The organism is Mycolicibacterium sp. XJ870 (genome assembly GCF_053483975.1).
In genome coordinates this window covers 77,565-94,449 of record NZ_JBEFTI010000001.1, presented here as the reverse complement: position 1 = coordinate 94,449, position 16,885 = coordinate 77,565, and the positions used below count along the sequence as shown (strand labels likewise).

The 16,885-nt window shown below is 66.6% G+C and carries 17 protein-coding genes and 1 pseudogene; 2 read left to right on the top strand and 16 right to left on the bottom strand.

Translation table 11 applies throughout. The features are described from left to right. Window positions 1-129: 129 nt before the first annotated feature. The 13 genes and pseudogenes from ABQF30_RS00505 to ABQF30_RS00445 form a co-directional block, all read right to left on the bottom strand. Complete coding sequence (locus ABQF30_RS00505; RefSeq protein WP_448460117.1) at window positions 130-591, bottom strand: hypothetical protein; 462 nt, start codon at window positions 589-591, stop codon at window positions 130-132. 740 nt (window positions 592-1,331) lie between these two features. Continuing rightward, a pseudogene (locus ABQF30_RS00500) lies at window positions 1,332-1,973 on the bottom strand (PE family protein); the annotation flags it as partial. Window positions 1,974-3,767: 1,794 nt separating this feature from the next. Then, on the bottom strand, window positions 3,768-4,742 hold the full coding sequence (locus ABQF30_RS00495; protein ID WP_448460115.1) for a MarR family winged helix-turn-helix transcriptional regulator: 975 nt from the start codon (window positions 4,740-4,742) through the stop codon (window positions 3,768-3,770). Between the two features lie 453 nt (window positions 4,743-5,195). Continuing rightward, window positions 5,196-5,969 carry an APH(3'') family aminoglycoside O-phosphotransferase gene (locus ABQF30_RS00490; protein WP_448463327.1) on the bottom strand — a complete coding sequence of 258 codons (774 nt, stop codon included), beginning with the start codon at window positions 5,967-5,969 and terminating at the stop codon, window positions 5,196-5,198. Further along, window positions 5,970-6,197 (bottom strand): hypothetical protein, encoded by a 228-nt coding sequence (locus ABQF30_RS00485; protein ID WP_448460113.1) that lies wholly within the window; start codon window positions 6,195-6,197, stop codon window positions 5,970-5,972. After that, on the bottom strand, window positions 6,194-6,691 hold the full coding sequence (locus ABQF30_RS00480) for a transport-regulating membrane protein Mce1N (RefSeq protein ID WP_448460111.1): 498 nt from the start codon (window positions 6,689-6,691) through the stop codon (window positions 6,194-6,196). The genes ABQF30_RS00485 and ABQF30_RS00480 overlap by 4 nt, the downstream gene beginning before the upstream one ends. Next, window positions 6,684-7,067, bottom strand: a complete 384-nt coding sequence (locus ABQF30_RS00475; protein WP_448460109.1) for a hypothetical protein — start codon at window positions 7,065-7,067, stop codon at window positions 6,684-6,686. The genes ABQF30_RS00480 and ABQF30_RS00475 overlap by 8 nt, the downstream gene beginning before the upstream one ends. Window positions 7,068-7,086: 19 nt before the next feature. Continuing rightward, the gene (locus tag ABQF30_RS00470; protein WP_448463325.1) at window positions 7,087-7,518 is read right to left on the bottom strand and encodes a hypothetical protein; all 432 of its coding nucleotides are present in this window, start codon (window positions 7,516-7,518) and stop codon (window positions 7,087-7,089) included. Further along, the gene (gene hemB, locus ABQF30_RS00465; RefSeq protein WP_448460107.1) at window positions 7,515-8,495 is read right to left on the bottom strand and encodes a porphobilinogen synthase; all 981 of its coding nucleotides are present in this window, start codon (window positions 8,493-8,495) and stop codon (window positions 7,515-7,517) included. Before hemB ends, ABQF30_RS00470 begins: the two co-directional genes overlap by 4 nt. Before the next feature lie 5 nt (window positions 8,496-8,500). Beyond that, window positions 8,501-10,186: a bifunctional uroporphyrinogen-III C-methyltransferase/uroporphyrinogen-III synthase gene (locus ABQF30_RS00460; RefSeq protein WP_448460105.1), complete on the bottom strand. Its 1,686-nt coding sequence runs from the start codon at window positions 10,184-10,186 to the stop codon at window positions 8,501-8,503. Further along, entirely contained in the window at window positions 10,183-11,139 is a 957-nt protein-coding gene (gene hemC / locus ABQF30_RS00455; protein ID WP_448460103.1) for a hydroxymethylbilane synthase, read from the bottom strand. Before hemC ends, ABQF30_RS00460 begins: the two co-directional genes overlap by 4 nt. Window positions 11,140-11,142: 3 nt before the next feature. Further along, window positions 11,143-12,498, bottom strand: coding sequence for a glutamyl-tRNA reductase (locus tag ABQF30_RS00450; RefSeq protein ID WP_448460101.1), 1,356 nt, complete (start codon window positions 12,496-12,498; stop codon window positions 11,143-11,145). A 58-nt stretch (window positions 12,499-12,556) separates the two neighbouring features. Further along, window positions 12,557-12,838: a glutaredoxin family protein gene (locus ABQF30_RS00445; protein ID WP_448460099.1), complete on the bottom strand. Its 282-nt coding sequence runs from the start codon at window positions 12,836-12,838 to the stop codon at window positions 12,557-12,559. Window positions 12,839-12,876: 38 nt separating this feature from the next. Between ABQF30_RS00445 and ABQF30_RS00440 the strand changes: the two genes are divergently transcribed. Further along, window positions 12,877-13,773 (top strand): HAD family hydrolase, encoded by an 897-nt coding sequence (locus ABQF30_RS00440; protein WP_448460097.1) that lies wholly within the window; start codon window positions 12,877-12,879, stop codon window positions 13,771-13,773. 102 nt (window positions 13,774-13,875) lie between these two features. After that, window positions 13,876-14,412, top strand: a complete 537-nt coding sequence (locus tag ABQF30_RS00435; RefSeq protein ID WP_448460095.1) for an FAS1-like dehydratase domain-containing protein — start codon at window positions 13,876-13,878, stop codon at window positions 14,410-14,412. 22 nt (window positions 14,413-14,434) lie between these two features. Here ABQF30_RS00435 and ABQF30_RS00430 read toward each other — a convergent pair whose 3' ends face one another. Genes ABQF30_RS00430 through ABQF30_RS00420 form a run of 3 tightly spaced genes read right to left on the bottom strand, consistent with a single transcriptional unit; the run spans window position 14,435 to window position 16,791 of the window. Then, window positions 14,435-15,502 (bottom strand): lysophospholipid acyltransferase family protein, encoded by a 1,068-nt coding sequence (locus tag ABQF30_RS00430; RefSeq protein ID WP_448460093.1) that lies wholly within the window; start codon window positions 15,500-15,502, stop codon window positions 14,435-14,437. A 36-nt stretch (window positions 15,503-15,538) separates the two neighbouring features. Next, window positions 15,539-16,660, bottom strand: a complete 1,122-nt coding sequence (locus ABQF30_RS00425) for an SDR family oxidoreductase (protein ID WP_448460091.1) — start codon at window positions 16,658-16,660, stop codon at window positions 15,539-15,541. A 29-nt stretch (window positions 16,661-16,689) separates the two neighbouring features. Continuing rightward, a complete protein-coding gene (locus tag ABQF30_RS00420; RefSeq protein ID WP_003402602.1) occupies window positions 16,690-16,791 on the bottom strand; it encodes a 30S ribosomal protein bS22 in 102 nt (33 codons plus the stop codon). Window positions 16,792-16,885 lie beyond the last annotated feature (94 nt).

Here is a 16,885-nt window from a genome sequence, read left to right as displayed (position 1 = left end):
TTGGTCGGGCAAGGAAATCGACTCCCTCCCCGAGGAGAAGCACTCCCCAGAAGACACGGCAACCGGCGGGCCGGAGAGGAGGCCGACGACCCCGTTCGCTGGTACTTCTTTCGACCTCGGGCGGCACCACTACTTGCAGAGCGCTTCGACTCGCTCGGTCTCGATTTGCGCCTTCTGCAGCAGGCCGGCCTGGTCGGGCGCGTCGTTGCCGATGCCGGCCAGCGCGTTCACCGCGACTGTCTGCAGGGTACCGGCGAATTCCTTGACCGCATCGTTGAGGTCGCTGGGTGCGGCGGGATGGATATTGTCCAGCAGATACGTGCCACCGCCGAGCATGGACAGCCGGGCATTCGCTGCGACGGCTTGCCCTGAGGTGGGATTGTCTTCCGGCTGGGTGTGCGTCTGGACGGCGACCCCGGACGCGACTTTCCTGAAGTTCTCGCACGTACGCGTGTGGGCAGTGCTCACCTGCTCGGAGGTCGGCGTCGCCGCGACGGCCTCGGATGCCCCAGTTGCCTCGGGCTTGTCCAGCAGTGCCCAGACCGCGACCCCGGACGCGGCCAACGCCGCCACTAACGCGACGATCGCCACGATGAGAGGGGTGCGGCTGGGTTCCGAGGCTGGTACGCGTGAAGCCGAGCGTGCGCGAGTTCCCTGACCACTTGGCGATGACATAGGCGCGATGCTAACAGAGCTGCTGGCTGAATTTCGTTACTTTGCATAGGATTTCGACACGACACCATATTGACCTTTCTACGCTTATGGCGACACTTACTGCCCCACAACGCAATCCACCCCCTCCGTGATGGCGGGGGAGGGGGTGGATCGTCCTTGCCATGACCGGCTAGCGCGGAATCCTTATGCCGAAGTCACGACTGGCCATGGTGAGTTGCACTGGGCCACCAGCGTTGTGACTGCATTAGCGAGTTGCCTCATAGACCGCCTCCGCCGCCGCCGGCTCCACCTTCTCCGCCGCGGTTGCCGCTGGCTGCGCTGCCGGTTTCTCCGCTGCTGCCGGGGCGGCTGCCGCCGGATCCCGTGCCGCCGGTGCCGCCGGTGCCCCCGGAGCCGCCCGGTTTGGTGCCGGAGGCGGAGCCGTTGCCACCCGCCCCGCCGGTCCCGCCCGCGCCGCCGCTGATTCCACCGGCCCCACCGTCACCTCCGGTCCCGCCGTTGCCGGCGGGACCGGCGGCGGTGGCGGTGCCGGCACCGCCCCTGCCGCCGGCACCTCCGGTGCCTCCGGTGCCCAGGAGGCCGGTGCTGCTACCACCATTCCCGCCGGTACCGCCGCTGCCCGGGGCGGCTCCAGAGTTGCTGCCGGTGCCGCCTTCCCCGCCGGTGCCGCCCTGGCCGAACAGCTTTCCACCGGTGCCACCGTCGCCGCCGTTGCCGCCGGTCTTGCCCTGAACCGTTTGACCGGTGCCGCCCTTCCCGCCGGTACCGCCATTGCCGACCAGGGAGATCGCGTCACCGCCCCGACCACCGTCGCCGCCAACCCCGCCGGTGGCTGGGGTGCCGCGCATGCCGTCACCGCCGGTGCCGCCGCTGCCGAACACCGCGCCACCGTTACCACCGTCACCACCGGTGGGGTTGTTGGTGTCGCCGGCACCGCCGGTGCCACCGTTGCCGATGGCGCGGGCATCACCACCAGCGCCGCCACCAATCCCGCCGGCGCCACCGTTACCGGTGAGCAGCCCACCCAGACCACCGCCGCCGCCGGTCCCGCCGGTCGCACCCGCTGCCCCGCCGGTGCCGCCTCGACCGAACACGCCGGCGTTCCCACCGGTACCGCCGCTGCCGGTGCCGAATCCGGCCCCTCCGGCGCCGCCGTTGCCGAAGATGCCGCCCGTGCCGCCGACACCACCGTTGAGATGCTCGGCGGTGCCCGCACCGCCGGCGCCGCCGTTGCCGATCAGACCGACACCTCCGCCGGTCCCACCGCCAAAGCCGTTACCGCCCTGACCAAACACCATCCCGCCCCTGCCACCATCACAGCTGGATGCGCAGTCCCCGGCCACCGTGCCGTAGCTGTAACCCTTCCCGATCAGGATCCCGGCGTCGGGGTGCTCAGCAGTCCCGTTACCGATGAACGTCCCGATCAGTCCGCGGCCCCCGGTGTCGAGGCCACCGAGATTCAGACCAGCAGGCCTGTCAGCCGGACCGCCACTGACAGCCGCGACCGAAGACGCCTCACCGCCAGACCGGCCCAGCGCGGCGATCTGCGCTCCCGGGGCGATCGCAGCACTACCGCCGCCACCGAACAACCCGCGCAACGCATCGCCGGTCGCATTCAGCGCTGCTGCCGGCAGGCCCTGCAGCCCTGCCCCGATATCCGCCGGGATGTTGGCCAACTCACTGGGCGTGGGCCACTCGGTGGTCATCTGAGTGACAAGGTCCTGCCACGCCGCCCCCACGGTGCCCCCGGCCACGATGTTCTGTGCGCCCGGGGTCACAATCGCCGACGCCAGATAGCGGGGCAGTGTCTGCGCGAACGCACCTAAGATGCCACCGCCGGTGGCGAGGCCGGCGGCCGGCCCAAGCAGGCCCCCGACGTCGTCCACCCCGTTGAGGACCGCGTTGGTCACCCCGGCGGGCAGGTCAGCCAGACCAGCAATCGTGCCCACCCAATCACCGCTGCTGGCCTCGTCATAGATGGTCTGCATGCCGGCACCGAAAGCAGCTGTGACCGCGGGAATCGTCCCCATCAGAAACGCGGCCCCCAAAGCGGTTATAAAGCCCCCCGTGACCCAGGTGACCGTGGCCGCGAGGTTCGCTGCGATGTGTTGCGGGATCGCCAGCGCCGACTGCATCGGCAACAACACATTTAAGAACACCTGGAAGATCGCGTCGTTCACACCAGTCATGAACCCCACGACATCACCGGAGTCCAACGCAGCGATCGCGGTCTGCATGATCTCCGGGAACGTCGTCCCGAAGTACGTCACTGCGGCAGTGGCAGCCGCCTGAAACGCGCCGATTTCAATCGAGGCGTATTCGATCAGATTGGCCGTAACCTGCTGCGCCACAGGCGCCGGCAACGCCCACACTCCCTGCCCCACCGCAGTCACATTGTTGGCCGCATTGATGGCCGTGTTCAACCACGTCTGCAACGGAAACGGCGCCGCCACCAACTCCACATCAGCGGCCACCGCAGGAACCCGCCAAACGTCCACATCTGGATCAACGGGACTGACCGGACTCAATGCCATCGCACCAGCACCAACAAGCGCGGTGGTAGCGGTCAGACATGAACGAACGGATACTTCCACTTGTAATTCCCCTTTGCTGGTGTCGTCACTGCTTGACGAGGCATGAACGTACCTGAGTAACGGCTGAGTTTTATCAACTATGACTATTCGTGTTCATATCGCGTCAAGCGGTTTCGAACCAGCGATTGGTCTACGGAAATAAAATAGCTGATCATTGTGCTAAATTTACGTCTACAGCAACGGATTATTTAACCGTGTACATTTCAATCGGATAGTATGTGAATATCAAGTAGAACGCGTTCCTTAAGGCCATTCAGGTGTTCACCCTAGTAGGGCGTTCGCACTTCTCATGTCCATCGATGATTTGCGGACGAGCAGGATTCATGCGAGGCATCCGTGATGATCGGTTCCCAGTCGGCACGCTGAAGGGCATCAGGACGCCGGGGCTCCCGGTGCGCAAACCGTCGTCCAGTCGCGTGTCTTCGCTGGTGCGCGAAGGGTAGGTACCCTCGCATCCGACCCACCCAAGACCCCGCTAGGCGACTGGGCAGCCTGCTGCTAGGGCGGCTTAGGCTTCGCCGGGAGGCCTTCACTTTTTAGCGGTGTGCTGATCCGGCGGCAGATCTCGCCGAGGGCGATCATCTGCTGGCGCGACAACCGGTCGAGGTAGTGCGTGCGAATCGCTTGGGCGTACGTCTCAACGGCGGGCTGGGCTCGCATCCGCCCCCGAACGGTGATGTCGGCAAGCACCCCCCGCATGTCGCCCGGGGCCGAGGTGCGCCTGACAAGCCCCCCCCCCAGCGATTCCAGGCGGCTGATCTGCTGGGTCACCCGACTGGGACTCAGCATGAGGGTCCTGGCTAGGACGCTCATCCGCGCTGACCCGTCACAAGTGGCGAGAACGTACAACACCAAGACGTCGGGCAGGCTGAGATGATGCGTCGTCACAAGCGTGCTGTTCACGCTGGCAAACAGGTGCTGTGAAGAGCCCACGAATCGTCGCCAGCAGCTCATCTCGGTGTCATCGAGACCTGGCAGGTCACACGTCGGCAGTCCGGGACGTGTGTGGTCCGGTTTGATGCTGATCCGCCGGCAGTTCTTCTCCAGCGCGATGACCTGCGGACGCGATAATGGGTCGATCAAATGGGCCCGGACACCGTGCGCGTAGGTGAGCGTGGCCTGCCGAGCGACCTCTCTGCCGCTGTCGGTGACGACGGCCAGCACTCCACGCTTGTCCTCTGGACTGGGCTCCTGCCGCACAAGAGCCTGCGCCCTCAGGCGACGGACCCGCTTGGTCAGGCGGGCCGGCTGCACCTCCAGGGAATCAGCCAGATCACCCATACGCGCATAACCGTTGGTCGATCTATTCAGGAAGTCCAGAATCTGCAGGTCGACCATCGCAAAGTGGTGCTTGCCACTCAACAGACGGGCCTGCACCGCCTCAAAGCAAGAAACGCCTTCCAGGTAGCTCTGCCACGACTTCGCCTCTGCGATATCGAGTCCCGGGAGGTGACCGGTGGTACGGCCGCTCACATCCGTGTCGCCACGACGGCGACCGCACCAGGCCGAAGTGCATGTCGCAACGGACTCTCCTGATCTGGTCGAGATACAAACGCTCGGCGTTCCAATCGGAACGGGCTCGGGCGACCAAAGGCAGTGGAGTGCGAAGCTCTACCTCGGAATATGCGTCAGAGAACATCGAGGAGGCTCCGCTCCTCAAGGCCAACTGCCAGCAGGTCGCGATATCTCCTCCGCCGATGGGGACACCAATCGTGCGACCTGCCGAATTGCTTGCCGCTTTCGGATCAAACCGCACCCAGAGCCCGCGATCTATGCAGATTGGGACACCGGCCCTAACCTGCTGCTCCCTGGACGTGCCGTTGGTCTGGACGAGGATCAAGAAGCTTGAGAATCTAAGCGACGCGGTCCACGATGCCGGGCTAACTGCCTTTCAGCTGTCGCGCGAACCACCCAGCCCCGACGCCGTCATCCCCAAGTCAGCGGATCAAGCGCGAGATAGAACTGGAGCCGCGCGTCGTCGATGGGCACCGGATAGCGCGCGGCCAGCTGCGTTGCCGCGTCGGCACTGAACCCCGGAAATGTGTCGGCGGTGTTCGCCAGCAACAACGCCAGATCGGCATGCCGGTCCGCGACGCCGAGGCGGCCCAGGTCGATGAATCCGGTGAAGCGTTCGGAGTCGACGAGGATGTTCGGCAGGCACAGATCGCCGTGGCACATCACCGGATCAATGGCTTCCTCGCGGCGACGCTCGTCGGCCTCGCATTCAACGCGCGCCAGCAGTACCGCCACCGGAATCCCGCGATCGTCGTCGCGCAGGAAGTCCCGATTCAACGAGCCTGACGCCACCACCCCGCGCGCCCGGGCCAGCATGGTGTCGAGGCCACGCTCAAACGGGCAATCGCCGACCGGAATCTCATGCAACACGCGCACGGCAGCCACCACCGACGGCCAGGCGGCACGCAGTACGGGTTCCGTCAACTGATCGGCTGGAATCCCCTCAATGGCACTGGTGACCAGGTAGGCACCGCCGTCGTCGGTGGCACCCCAGTCGAGCACCGCCGGTGCGGGCAACCCATGGTCGTGCGCCCATGAAACCCGATCGCGCTCGTGGGCAAGATCAACGGCACCTGTCGGGCCGACGACCTTGCGGTACCGCGATCCGTCGGCACTGCGGAACACCCGGGCGCCGGACTCACCCTGCGTGACGGGCCCCCACCCAGGCACCGACCCAGACAACAGTCAACGCCGCAGCCGGGCGATCCCCAGCACGGCCAGCACCCCGGCGGCGGTCGCCAACAGCAACGACAACACGAGCAGCGGTGCCGAGTAGGTGACAGACGTGGTGGCCGGCTCACCGGCCAGCACCGGGGCGACCTCAATCGTGGTGCGCGCGGCCACCCAACTCAGCACACACCCCACGGCGGCTAAAGCCGCGATCAACAGCTCGATGATTGCGCGGCGCTTCAAGGCGTGCGCTCCTCGACCAGAGAGGTGAGCGTTTCCCGTAGTCGGCGGTGCTTGCGCGCCCACGCCTGGGCGGACCGATCGCCGGTGAGTTTCAGGCCGATGCCCGTGCGGCCCCGCGGCACCCCGGTCAGTTCGCCGAGCGCGCGGTACGACTGCCATTTCCGGGCCTCCGAACCTTCGGCCTCGGGATAGATCTTCACGATCTCGTCGATCGAGATTCGCTCGGCGCCTTGCCGCAGGGTGTCGGCCGTCAACTCCACGGAGGTGTGGATCCGCGCCGCCTTGATCTGGATGGCGATGAAGCCCGAGACAAGGACCAGGAATGCCAGCGGAATCCATATGTCGTACCCGTAGCCCCCGGTCTTCTGCAGGATCCCCATGCCGATGCCCGAGAACGGCCCGGCCAGCAGCCACGCCCAGCTCGCGCCCTGCTCGTAGAACAGCACTTCCGGCTGCTCGGCTTCAGTTCCGGCGCCAGTTCCGGCCTCAGTCAACTTCTCTCCTCGGCCTCGGCAAAGCGTTCAATATTGTCCCGAAGATCAGCAGGATCATCGCGAGCAGGGTCAGAATGTGCACGAGGCCGAATCGGGCGATCACCGCCACGATGACCACGATGGCCAATGACAGAGCAATCGCGGCACGGCGGAATCTGGGATCCCCGCTGCGGCTGCGGCCCGCCAGAAACGCCATCCCGACACCGGCGAGCGCGGTCAGCACTCCCGCGCCCCGCAACACCACACTGTCCAAACCGGGCAGCGAGACCGCGGCGGCGATCATGCCGCCGACCATCAACAGCACCGCGGCAACCAGCCAGAAATAAAACCCGATGGTCGCGGCGAGCGACGGCGGCGGTGATGGCTCGGAAGACATTGTCGGGAAGCCTAGCGAATCAGCGGACGAAGAATCCGTTCGCATCCTTGCGGTGCAACAGGTACATCCCGCCTGCGATCAGGACGGATCCGACGATCGCGGTGACGGCGTACCCCACCGCCGCCGCGGTCGGCCGGTCCCCGGTCAACAAGCTGCTGACCAAATGCACCACCGAAACCAGCCCACCGCTGGTCAGCAGTGTGCGGGCCCAGCGATAACCCTGACGCATCAAGATCAGGAACGCCGTGACGATCGACGACAGCACCGCCATGAACATCACCGACAAGACGATCACGAGCGTCCGCTGATCGCCGCCGGCCCCCGTGACGACGTCGAGCAGATAACCGATCACCAGCAGCGGCAGCGCCACCACCCACAACCAGAACCCGGTATCGACGTCATCGGGACGGCCCGCCGGGCGCTGCTCCTGATCGGTCACGCGGTCCGTCACTTCAGCCAACCGGCCACCTCGGCCGCCCAGTAGGTCAGCACGATGTCGGCACCGGCCCGCCGGATTCCGGTCAACGCCTCCAGCGCGGCGGCCTGCAGGTCGATCCAGCCGTTGGCCGCGGCAGCGCTGATCATCGCGTATTCGCCCGAGATCTGATACGCCGCGACAGGCACCGGCGAGATGTCCGCCGCAGCCCGCACCACATCCAGATAGCTCATCGCCGGCTTGACCATCACGATGTCCGCGCCCTCGTCGATGTCGAGTTCGATCTCGTGGACAGCCTCGCGGATGTTGCCCGCATCCTGTTGGTAGGTGCGACGATCGCCGACCAGGTTGGAGGACACCGCTTCCCGGAACGGCCCGTAGAACGCCGACGCGAACTTCGCGGCATAGGCCAGGATCGCGACGTCGGTGTGCGCTGCAGCGTCGAGTCCGTCGCGGATGGCGGCCACCTGACCGTCCATCATGCCGCTCGGACCCACCACATGCGCGCCCGATTCCGCTTGTGCCACAGCAAGTTCCACGTACCGCGCGTTGGTGAGGTCGTTGTCCACCCGGCCACGGTCGTCGAGCACGCCGCAATGGCCGTGGTCGGTGAACTCGTCAAGGCAGGTGTCGGCCATCAACACGGTGGCGTCGCCCAGGTCTTTGGACAGGTCACGTAGGGCGACGTTGAGAATGCCGTCGGGGTCCGTGCCCGCAGTGCCGACGGCGTCCTTGTCTTCGTCTCGCGGAACCCCGAACAGCATCAGCCCGCCCACCCCGGCGGCCACCGCGTCAACCGCGGCGCGCCGCAACGAATCTCGGGTGTGTTGCACAACCCCGGGCATGGAGGTGATCGGACGCGGCTCGGCCAGACCGTCTGCGACGAACATCGGCAGCACCAAGTGCCTTGGCTCCAGCGATGTTTGCGCCACAAGGCGACGCATCGCCGGCGTGGAACGCAGGCGTCTCGGACGGTGCCTGGGATAAGCCATGACCGCTAGCGGCGACGGCTCTTCTTGCGCGGGGGCGGCAGGGCACCCTCGGCGCGCAGCCGGGCGGCATGCTCGGCAAGCGCCTCGACCAGGGGGCCCACTGCGGCCGTCTCGGGCTGCACATCCACCCGAAGTCCGAATTCCGCTGCGGTTTCAGCGGTTTTCGGCCCGATGCACGCGACGATGGTGCGGGCGTGCGGCTTGCCCGCGATACCCACCAGGTTGCGAACGGTCGAGCTCGAGGTGAAGCAGACCGCGTCGAAACCACCGGTCTTGATCATCTCGCGGGTGTGCGCCGGCGGCGGAGCGGCGCGCACGGTGCGGTAGGCGGTGACGTCCTCGATCTCCCAGCCACGCTCGCGCAGACCCTCGGCCAGCGTCTCGGTGGCGATGTCGGCGCGGGGCAGCAGCACCCGGTTGACCGGATCGAAAACCTCGTCGAACGGCGGGAACTCGTCCAGCAGACCCAGCGAGGACTGCTCGCCCGACGGCACCAGCTCGGGATTGATACCGAACGCCCGAACCTTGTCGGCGGTGGCCTGTCCGACGCAGGCGATCTTCACCCCGGAGAACGCGCGGGCGTCGAGTCCGAACTCGTTGAACTTCTCCCACACCGCACGCACGGCGTTGGTGGAGGTGAACACGACCCACTGGAACCGGCCATCCACCAGACCCTTGACCGCACGCTCCATCTGCGCGGGGCTGCGCGGCGGCTCGACGGCGATGGTCGGCACCTCGATGGGCAGGGCGCCGTGGCCCACCAGCCGGTCGCTCATCTCGCCGGCCTGGTCCTTGGTGCGCGGCACCAACACGGTCCAGCCGTACAGCGCACGGCTCTCCCACCAGTTCAGCTTGGCGCGGTTGGCGACGGTCTTACCGACGGTGACAACCAGCGGCGAAGTCAAGAGACCCGCGGGCGTCCCGGTTTGATCGGCGCCGGCCAGGGTGGCCTTGTCGATCAGCCCGGCCAGCGTGGTCTCCACCGAACGTTGCTGACAGGTGGTGCCGTTGGCGGTAACCACCGCGGGCGTGTTGTCGGAAAGCCCGAACTCGATCAGGGTGCGGGCGGCATCAGGCAGATGCGATGCGGTGGCATGCAGGATCAGCGGCCCGGGCGCAGCGGCAAGGGCGGCCCAGTCCACATCACCGCGGACATCGGCCACGGTGTGCGCCGAACCCAGCGGCAGGCCCGCATAGGTGGGCACCGCAGTGGTGTCGGGCAGGCCCGGAACGATCTCGAAGTTCAGGTGGGTCTTGGCCAGCGCACTGATCTCGCTGATCACCGCGTCGACCGACATCGGATCGCCCGCGACCAGGCGCACCACGTCGTAGCCGTGGCGAGCTTCGGTGGCCAGTGTCTTGGCCACCTCGGCGGGATCGCCGAGCGCAGGCCGGATCTCTGGCCCACCCGGGATCACCGCGGGTTGCGCCTCGGCTTCGGGACCCTCGGCCGCCGAAGGATCCGCGGCGTCGGCCGGTTTTGCCGGCGCGGCGGGTGCCGGACCGGACGCCGGCGGCAGTTCCGTGCCGACCAGGGCCAGCACCGCCTCGGGAACGTCGGGATCGGTGAACACCAGTTCGGCGCGCGCCAACACGGCCTGCGCCCGCGTCGTCAACAGGCCGGGGTCTCCCGGGCCTGAACCAACAAATGTGATGCGGCCGGGCTTCGCCCTGCGGCCTCGCATGGTCATGTCTCACTCCCGCGCTCTACCAACAGCTCGCGTGCCCCCAGTTCGAACAGCTCCGCTGCGACCGAGACGCCGAGTTCGGCGGCTCGATCCGGAGTTCCGATGCCGGACGCACGGATCACGTCGGATCCGTCCAGCGTCGCTGCGCAGCCGCGCAACGACAGCTCCTCGAAGACGTTGCCGTCCTCATCGATTGACTCGACCACTTCGGCGATCGCGCCCACCGGTGCGGAACAGCCCGCCTCCAGTTCGGCGAGCAGGGCCCGTTCGGCGGTGACCGCGGCGCGTGTGTCGGCGTCATCCAACTCCGACAGCACTGCGATCAGCTCGGTGTCGCCGGCGCGGCATTCCACCGCAAGCGCACCTTGAGCCGGCGCTGGCAACATCTGCACCGGCTCGAGCGTCTCGGTGACAACGTCGAGCCGTCCGATACGGGCCAGACCCGCTCGGGCGACCACGATGCCGTCGAGATCACCGCTCGTAACCCTGTTCAACCTGGTATCTAGGTTGCCTCGTAGGGGGCGGATTTCCAAACCGAGACCCAGTGCTCTAAGCTGCGCGGCCCGTCGCGGGCTCGATGTGCCGATTGTCGAGCCGACCGGCAACTCTCCGAGCACCATCCCGTCGCGGGCCACCAGCGCGTCACGTGCGTCTTCACGGCGTGGTGTCGCGGCGATGACGAAGCGCTCGTCTTGGGCCGTCGGCAAATCTTTGTAGGAGTGGACGGCCATGTCCACCCGGCCGTCGTCGATGGCCTCCCGCAACGCTGCGGTGAACACGCCGACCCCGATGTCGGCAATCGGCCCCTGGTTGCGGTCGCCCTCGGTCGAGATGATCACCAGCTCGCAGGCATGACCCGCAGCCAGCAGAGCGTCTCTGATGGTTCCGGCCTGTGTGGTCGCCAGTAGGCTCCCCCGGGTGCCGATCCGGATCGCCGTATCGCGCGTATTTGCCAAGCTCTACTCAGTCTTATCGAGATCTGTTGTCATGAAAGGCAATTCACTGGCTGCGACGGCTTCGACGGCCTGCGGATCCAGCTCGAACAGCTCCCGCAGCGCCTCGGCGTAGCTGTCTCCGCCGGGCGCACCGGCCAGCTGTTTCACCCGGACTGTCGGGGCGTGCAAGAGCTTGTCGACGACCCGGCGCACAGTCTTGGCGACCTCGTCGCGATGTGCCTCATCAAGCTCAGGCAGGCGATTGTCCAGCCGCAGCAACTCGGCCTCCACGACGTCGGCAGCACGTTGCCGCAGCGCGGTGACGGTCGGCGTGACCTCGGCCATACGCTGCCCGGCGAGGTAGTTGGCTACCTCGGCAGCAACGATGTTGCGGGCCGCATCGGCATCGGTGGCCGCGGCCCGCGCCGACGGCTCGCGCTGAATGCGGTCCATGTCGACCACCCAGACACCGGGCAAACCGGCCACCGCCGGGTCGACGTCTCGGGGCATGCCGAGGTCGCAGATGACGATTTGATGCTCGATGCCCGAGGTGTTGCGCTGCGCCAGCGCGTGGTGCACATCGGCCAGCGACACCACGGGGCGCACCGCGCCGGTGCTGCTGACGACGACGTCGGCGTCGGCGAGCGCTTCCGGCAGGTGTTCCAGCGGCACCGCATGGGCCACGACGCCCTGCTCGGTGAGGTTGTGCGCCAGCCGCCGCGCTCGGGGCAGTGAGCGGTTGACGACGTGTACGCGCTCGATGCCGGCTCGGACCAGGTGTGCCCCGGCCAGCGCGCCCATGGCCCCGGCTCCGACCACGGCCGCGGTGCGGCCGGTGAGCCCGCCTGCGAGTTTCGTTTCGGCCATCCCCAACGCCACCGAGACCACCGAAGCGCCCGCAGCGTCGATTCCGGTTTCCGAGTGCACCCGCTTGCCGACGGACAGCGCCCGTTGGGCCAGTTCATGGAGGGTGCGGCCGACGGTGTGGTTGGCCTCGGCAGATGCGTACGCGCGGCGGACCTGGCCCAGCACCTGTGCTTCGCCGATGACGGCCGAATCCAGACCGCTGGTGACCGCGAACAGATGCTCGACGGCGGCCTCCGCGTAGCGGACATAGGCATATTTGGTGAGATCGTTGAGCGACATCCCGGAATGCTCGGAGAGCACCTGGCCGATCACCGACAGGCCACCGTGGAACGCCTCGACAACGGCATAAACCTCGACGCGGTTGCAGGTGGACAGCACCATCGCCTCGGTTACCAACGACGATTCGAGCACCTTGTCGATGATCTTGGTCTGCTCAGCCTCGTCAGTGCTCAGCTGCTCAAGAACAGACACCGGCGCACTGCGGTGCGAAACCCCGAATAGCAGTACGCTCACGGCTTCATCACCACGTCAACAAAGGTAATCGTTACGGAGCCCGGCCACCAAATTTCACTTAGTGTGCGAGGTCGCGACGCAGCTGCTGCTCGTCGACCTCCCAGTAGCTGTGCTCGGTTCCGTTCAGCAAGACCACCGGCAGCATGTCCCCGAACTGGGCCCGCAAAGACGTGTCGCCGGCCGCGGCTGCCGCGTCTACGTCTGTGGTCACCAGATCGAACCCCAGCTCGTCGCGCAACGCCACCAGCTGCTGAGAAGCCCGCGCGCACAGCCCGCATCCTGACCTGGTCAGCAACGTCACGGTATGCCGACCCGCCGGACCCGCCTGCTTGTGCTCCACGCCGCCAGTATCCCGGCGCAGTGACTTAGGGTGAATTCGTGTCCAAATCCGGTAGTGCCGAGGCGGCTGATCAGGAACTTGGCGGCGAGGCCAGTGCCGAATTGGCGGTCACCCATCTCGGGACCGACGTCGAGGCTGACGCGGGACCTGCAGCACCGCCGCCCGACCTGACCGCCGCAGCGTTCTTCGACGTGGACAACACGCTGGTACACGGCTCGTCACTGGTGCATTTCGCCCGCGGTCTGGCGGCCCGCGAGTACTTCACCTACCGCGACATACTCGGGTTCGTCTATGCGCAGGCCAAATTCCAGCTCACCGGCCGCGAGAACAGCGACGATGTCGCCGCGGGGCGGACCAAGGCACTGGCGTTCATCGAGGGCCGCTCCACTGCCGAGCTGGCTGAGCTCGGCGAGGAGATCTACGACGAGATCATCGCCGACAAGATCTGGCCGGGCACGCGGTCGCTGGCGCAGATGCACCTCGACGCCGGCCAGCAGGTCTGGTTGGTCACCGCGACGCCGTACGAGCTGGCCGCCACCATCGCCAAACGGCTGGGGCTGACGGGCGCGCTGGGGACCGTCGCGGAGTCCGTCGACGGGGTGTTCACCGGCCGGCTGGTCGGCGACATCCTGCACGGCTCGGGCAAGGCCCACGCGGTGCGGTCACTGGCCATCCGGGAGGGGCTCAACCTGCGCCGCTGCACCGCCTATTCGGACAGCTTCAACGACGTCCCGATGCTGTCGCTGGTCGGCACCGCCGTGGCGATCAACCCTGATGCGGCGTTGCGCGACGTGGCCAGGGAACGAGGCTGGGAGATCCGGGATTTCCGCACCGCCCGCAAAGCCGCCCGGATCGGCGTCCCGTCGGCGCTCGCGTTCGGCGCGCTGGGCGGCGCGCTGGCCGCGGTCGCATCGCGCCGCCACGACGTTCGCTGAGCGTCGGCAACGCGCTGATAGGCTTCCGCGGCGAGCCGCGTACGTGGGGCTCCGCAGCCAGGCACAGTTTGTGCGCAGCGCACAGGGAGTAGCACAGGCCACATGAGCATCGCCGCAGACATCATCGGGACGCACTACCGCTACCCCGACTATTTCGAGGTCGGGCGCGAGAAGGTCCGCGAATTCGCCCACGCGGTCAAGGACGAGCATCCCGCCCACCATGACGAGGCCGCCGCCAAGGAATGCGGGTACGACACCGTTGTGGCGCCGCTGACGTTCGTGGCCGTCGCGGGCCGGCGCGTGCAGCTCGATCTGTTCGAGAAATTCGATGTACCCATCAACCTCGAGCGGGTGCTGCACCGCGACCAGAAGCTGGTGTTCCACCGGCCGATCGTGGTCGGCGACAAACTGTGGTTCGACTCGTACCTGGACTCCGTCATCGAGTCGCACGGAACCGTCATCTGCGAGATCCGCGCCGAGGTCACCGATGACGACGGCAAACCCGTGATCACCAGTATCGTCACCATGCTCGGTGAGGCGGCCCACCCCGACGAGGCCGATGAGATCAGCTCGCAGATCGCCGCAGCCCGGGATGCCGCCATCGCCCGAATGATTGCTGGGCAAAAGTCCGGCAGCTGACCTTTTCCTTGCGTGAGAAAAGTCAGCCGAAGAACATGTTCCGGCGGCCGGCCAGTAGTTGATAGAGCGTGTGCTGGATCGTTTCGCGTACTTGGTCGGTGAGCTCGAAGGTCACCATCGGATCGTCGGCAGCGCTCTCGTCGTAGCCCGCGGTCTCGATCGGCTCCCCGAACTGGATGTGCCATTTCGACGGCAGCGGCACCATACCGACCAGGCCTGCCAGCGGAAACAGCGGCGTGACGGGGAAATACGGAAGGCCCAACAGCCGGGCCAGCAGCTTCACGTCGCCGATCATCGGGTAGATCTCCTCGGAGCCGACAATCGAGCACGGCACAATCGGCGCCTTGGCCCGGAGCGCGGCGGAGACGAACCCGCCACGACCGAATCGCTGCAGCTTGTAGCGGTCCTTGAAGTGCTTGCCGAGCCCTTTGAAGCCCTCGGGGAAAACGGCGGTGAGCTCGCCGTTATCCAGCAGTCGGTGCGCGTCCGCGGTGCACGCCATGGTGTGGCCGGCCTTGCGCGCGGCCTGCCCGACCATCGGTAGGTCGAACACCAGGTCGGCGGCCAGCAGGCGCAGATGCCGGTGCGACGGATGGTGGTCGTGTACCGCCACCTGAGTCATCAGCCCGTCGAACGGCAGCACGCCGGCGTGGTTGGCCACCACGAGTGCGGCTCCGGTGTCCGGGAGGTTCTCGATGCCGGAAACCTCGACCCGGAACCACGACTGGAAGAACACTCTCAGCAAAGGAAGAAAGATAGCGTTGTTGAGGTGTTCGTCGAACCCGAATTCGTCGACGCCGTAATCCCCGGCCATTCGCTTCCGGATGAATTCAGACGCCGCGGCAATGCGCTTGGCAAGCTCGGTCGGACTCTCCTCGGCGGCCGGACCGCCCGACGCGGCGCCGCGGCGCTCGTCGATCTCGCGAACCACCGCGGCAATCTGCTCGGCCGAGGCCCTTGTACCGGGGTCGGCCAGCACCGACGGATGTCTACGTGCGCTCTCGGATCGTTGGGCCGCACGGCGCTGAGCCGATGCACGGTTTGGATTCCCGTGTAGCGGAATGACTTTCGCCTTAGGTTCGCCCGCCACGTCGATACCCTCTCCCCCACCCGGATTGATCCGGTACTACTGTCCCCAACGCTGTGCCACTGCTACGGCACGACTCTCCAGTGAGTGCACCCATCGCGGGTCGAGGATCGGCGTCAATCCACGCCCCCGCACATATTCGTCGAACGCCTCCGCCGTCGTCCACTTCGGACTGTAACCCAGATCATTGCGCATCCGCGTGGTGTCCATGACCCGGCCATAGCTGAGGTAGTTCAGTTGCTCGCGATCGAGTTCAGTGTAACGAGTTGCGCGGCTCAGCGAATCTACAACCGACAACGCCGGACGCGGCATCGGGAGGCGGATCCGGCCGCAGCGACGGATCGCCTGGCTCATCATGATGATGCCGTCCGCACCGACGTTGAACGTGCCCGGCTTGCCGGCCACCGTGGCCCGCTCCAAGACGCCGAGCGCGTCCTGCTCGTGCAACAACTGCAGCCGCGCATCGTGGCCGACCACCGACGGCACCACCGGGCCGGCCAGGTAGCGCGACAACGCGGTGTCCATCGCCGGACCGATCATGTTGGCCAGCCGCAGGATTGTCACCGCGATATCGGGCCGACGCCGGGCCAGCCCGCGGGCATAGCCCTCGATATCCATGCTGTCGCGGGCGAAGCCCTCACCGGGCGGTCGACGGGCGCTGCTGTCCTCGGTGAACATCACCGGATCGTGCGCGCTGGAGCCGTACACCTCGGAGGTGGACTTGAGGACGACGCGACGTACCGACGGCGCCTTCTGGCAGGCCGCGAACAGTTGAATCGCGCCCATCACGTTGAGTTCCTTCAACGTCGCCCGTCCGCCGGACCGCGGTGCGTACGAGGCCGCCGCGGCATGCACGACGGTGTCCACATCCCCGTTCCGGATCACCTTGGCGATGAACGGATTGCGGATGTCGGCACGGACGAACTCCGCGCGACCCATCCGCCGCAGAAGATCCTTGCTCGGCGCGATGGCGTCGACGGCTATGACGTGGTTGATCAGCGGGTTCTGCGCCAGCCTGGCGGTCAGATAACCGCCGAGGAACCGGCACGCACCCGTGACCAGAACCACTTTCGGGTAGGGCACCGCATCCGCGGATTCCGTTCCCCCACCACCGCCGGAGACTCCCGTAGGGCGTCCCCCCGAACGACCGTCAGAATCCATCGGCTAAGCCTATCGGCCGCGGCGGAAAGCTACTTGCCGAGTTTTCTGCGCTGCACTCGAGTGCGCCGAAGCAGCTTGCGGTGCTTCTTCTTCGACATACGCTTACGCCGCTTCTTGATGACTGAACCCATAAACCCCGGTGTCTCCGCTATCTGGACCACAAGTTGATTGACCCGGTCACTTTACCCGGGCCTACCAGGGAAACGGAAAACGCCCGTACCTACG

Excerpts from the sequence above, each read along its gene's own strand:
- ABQF30_RS00475 (WP_448460109.1), bottom strand. The coding sequence starts at position 7,067 with ATGTCTTCCGAGCCATCACCGCCGCCGTCGCTCGCCGCGACCATCGGG.
- hemB (WP_448460107.1), bottom strand. The coding sequence starts at position 8,495 with ATGGCTTATCCCAGGCACCGTCCGAGACGCCTGCGTTCCACGCCGGCG.
- ABQF30_RS00460 (WP_448460105.1), bottom strand. The coding sequence starts at position 10,186 with ATGACCATGCGAGGCCGCAGGGCGAAGCCCGGCCGCATCACATTTGTT.
- ABQF30_RS00435 (WP_448460095.1), top strand. The coding sequence starts at position 13,876 with ATGAGCATCGCCGCAGACATCATCGGGACGCACTACCGCTACCCCGAC.
- ABQF30_RS00425 (WP_448460091.1), bottom strand. The coding sequence starts at position 16,660 with ATGGATTCTGACGGTCGTTCGGGGGGACGCCCTACGGGAGTCTCCGGC.
- ABQF30_RS00420 (WP_003402602.1), bottom strand. The coding sequence starts at position 16,791 with ATGGGTTCAGTCATCAAGAAGCGGCGTAAGCGTATGTCGAAGAAGAAG.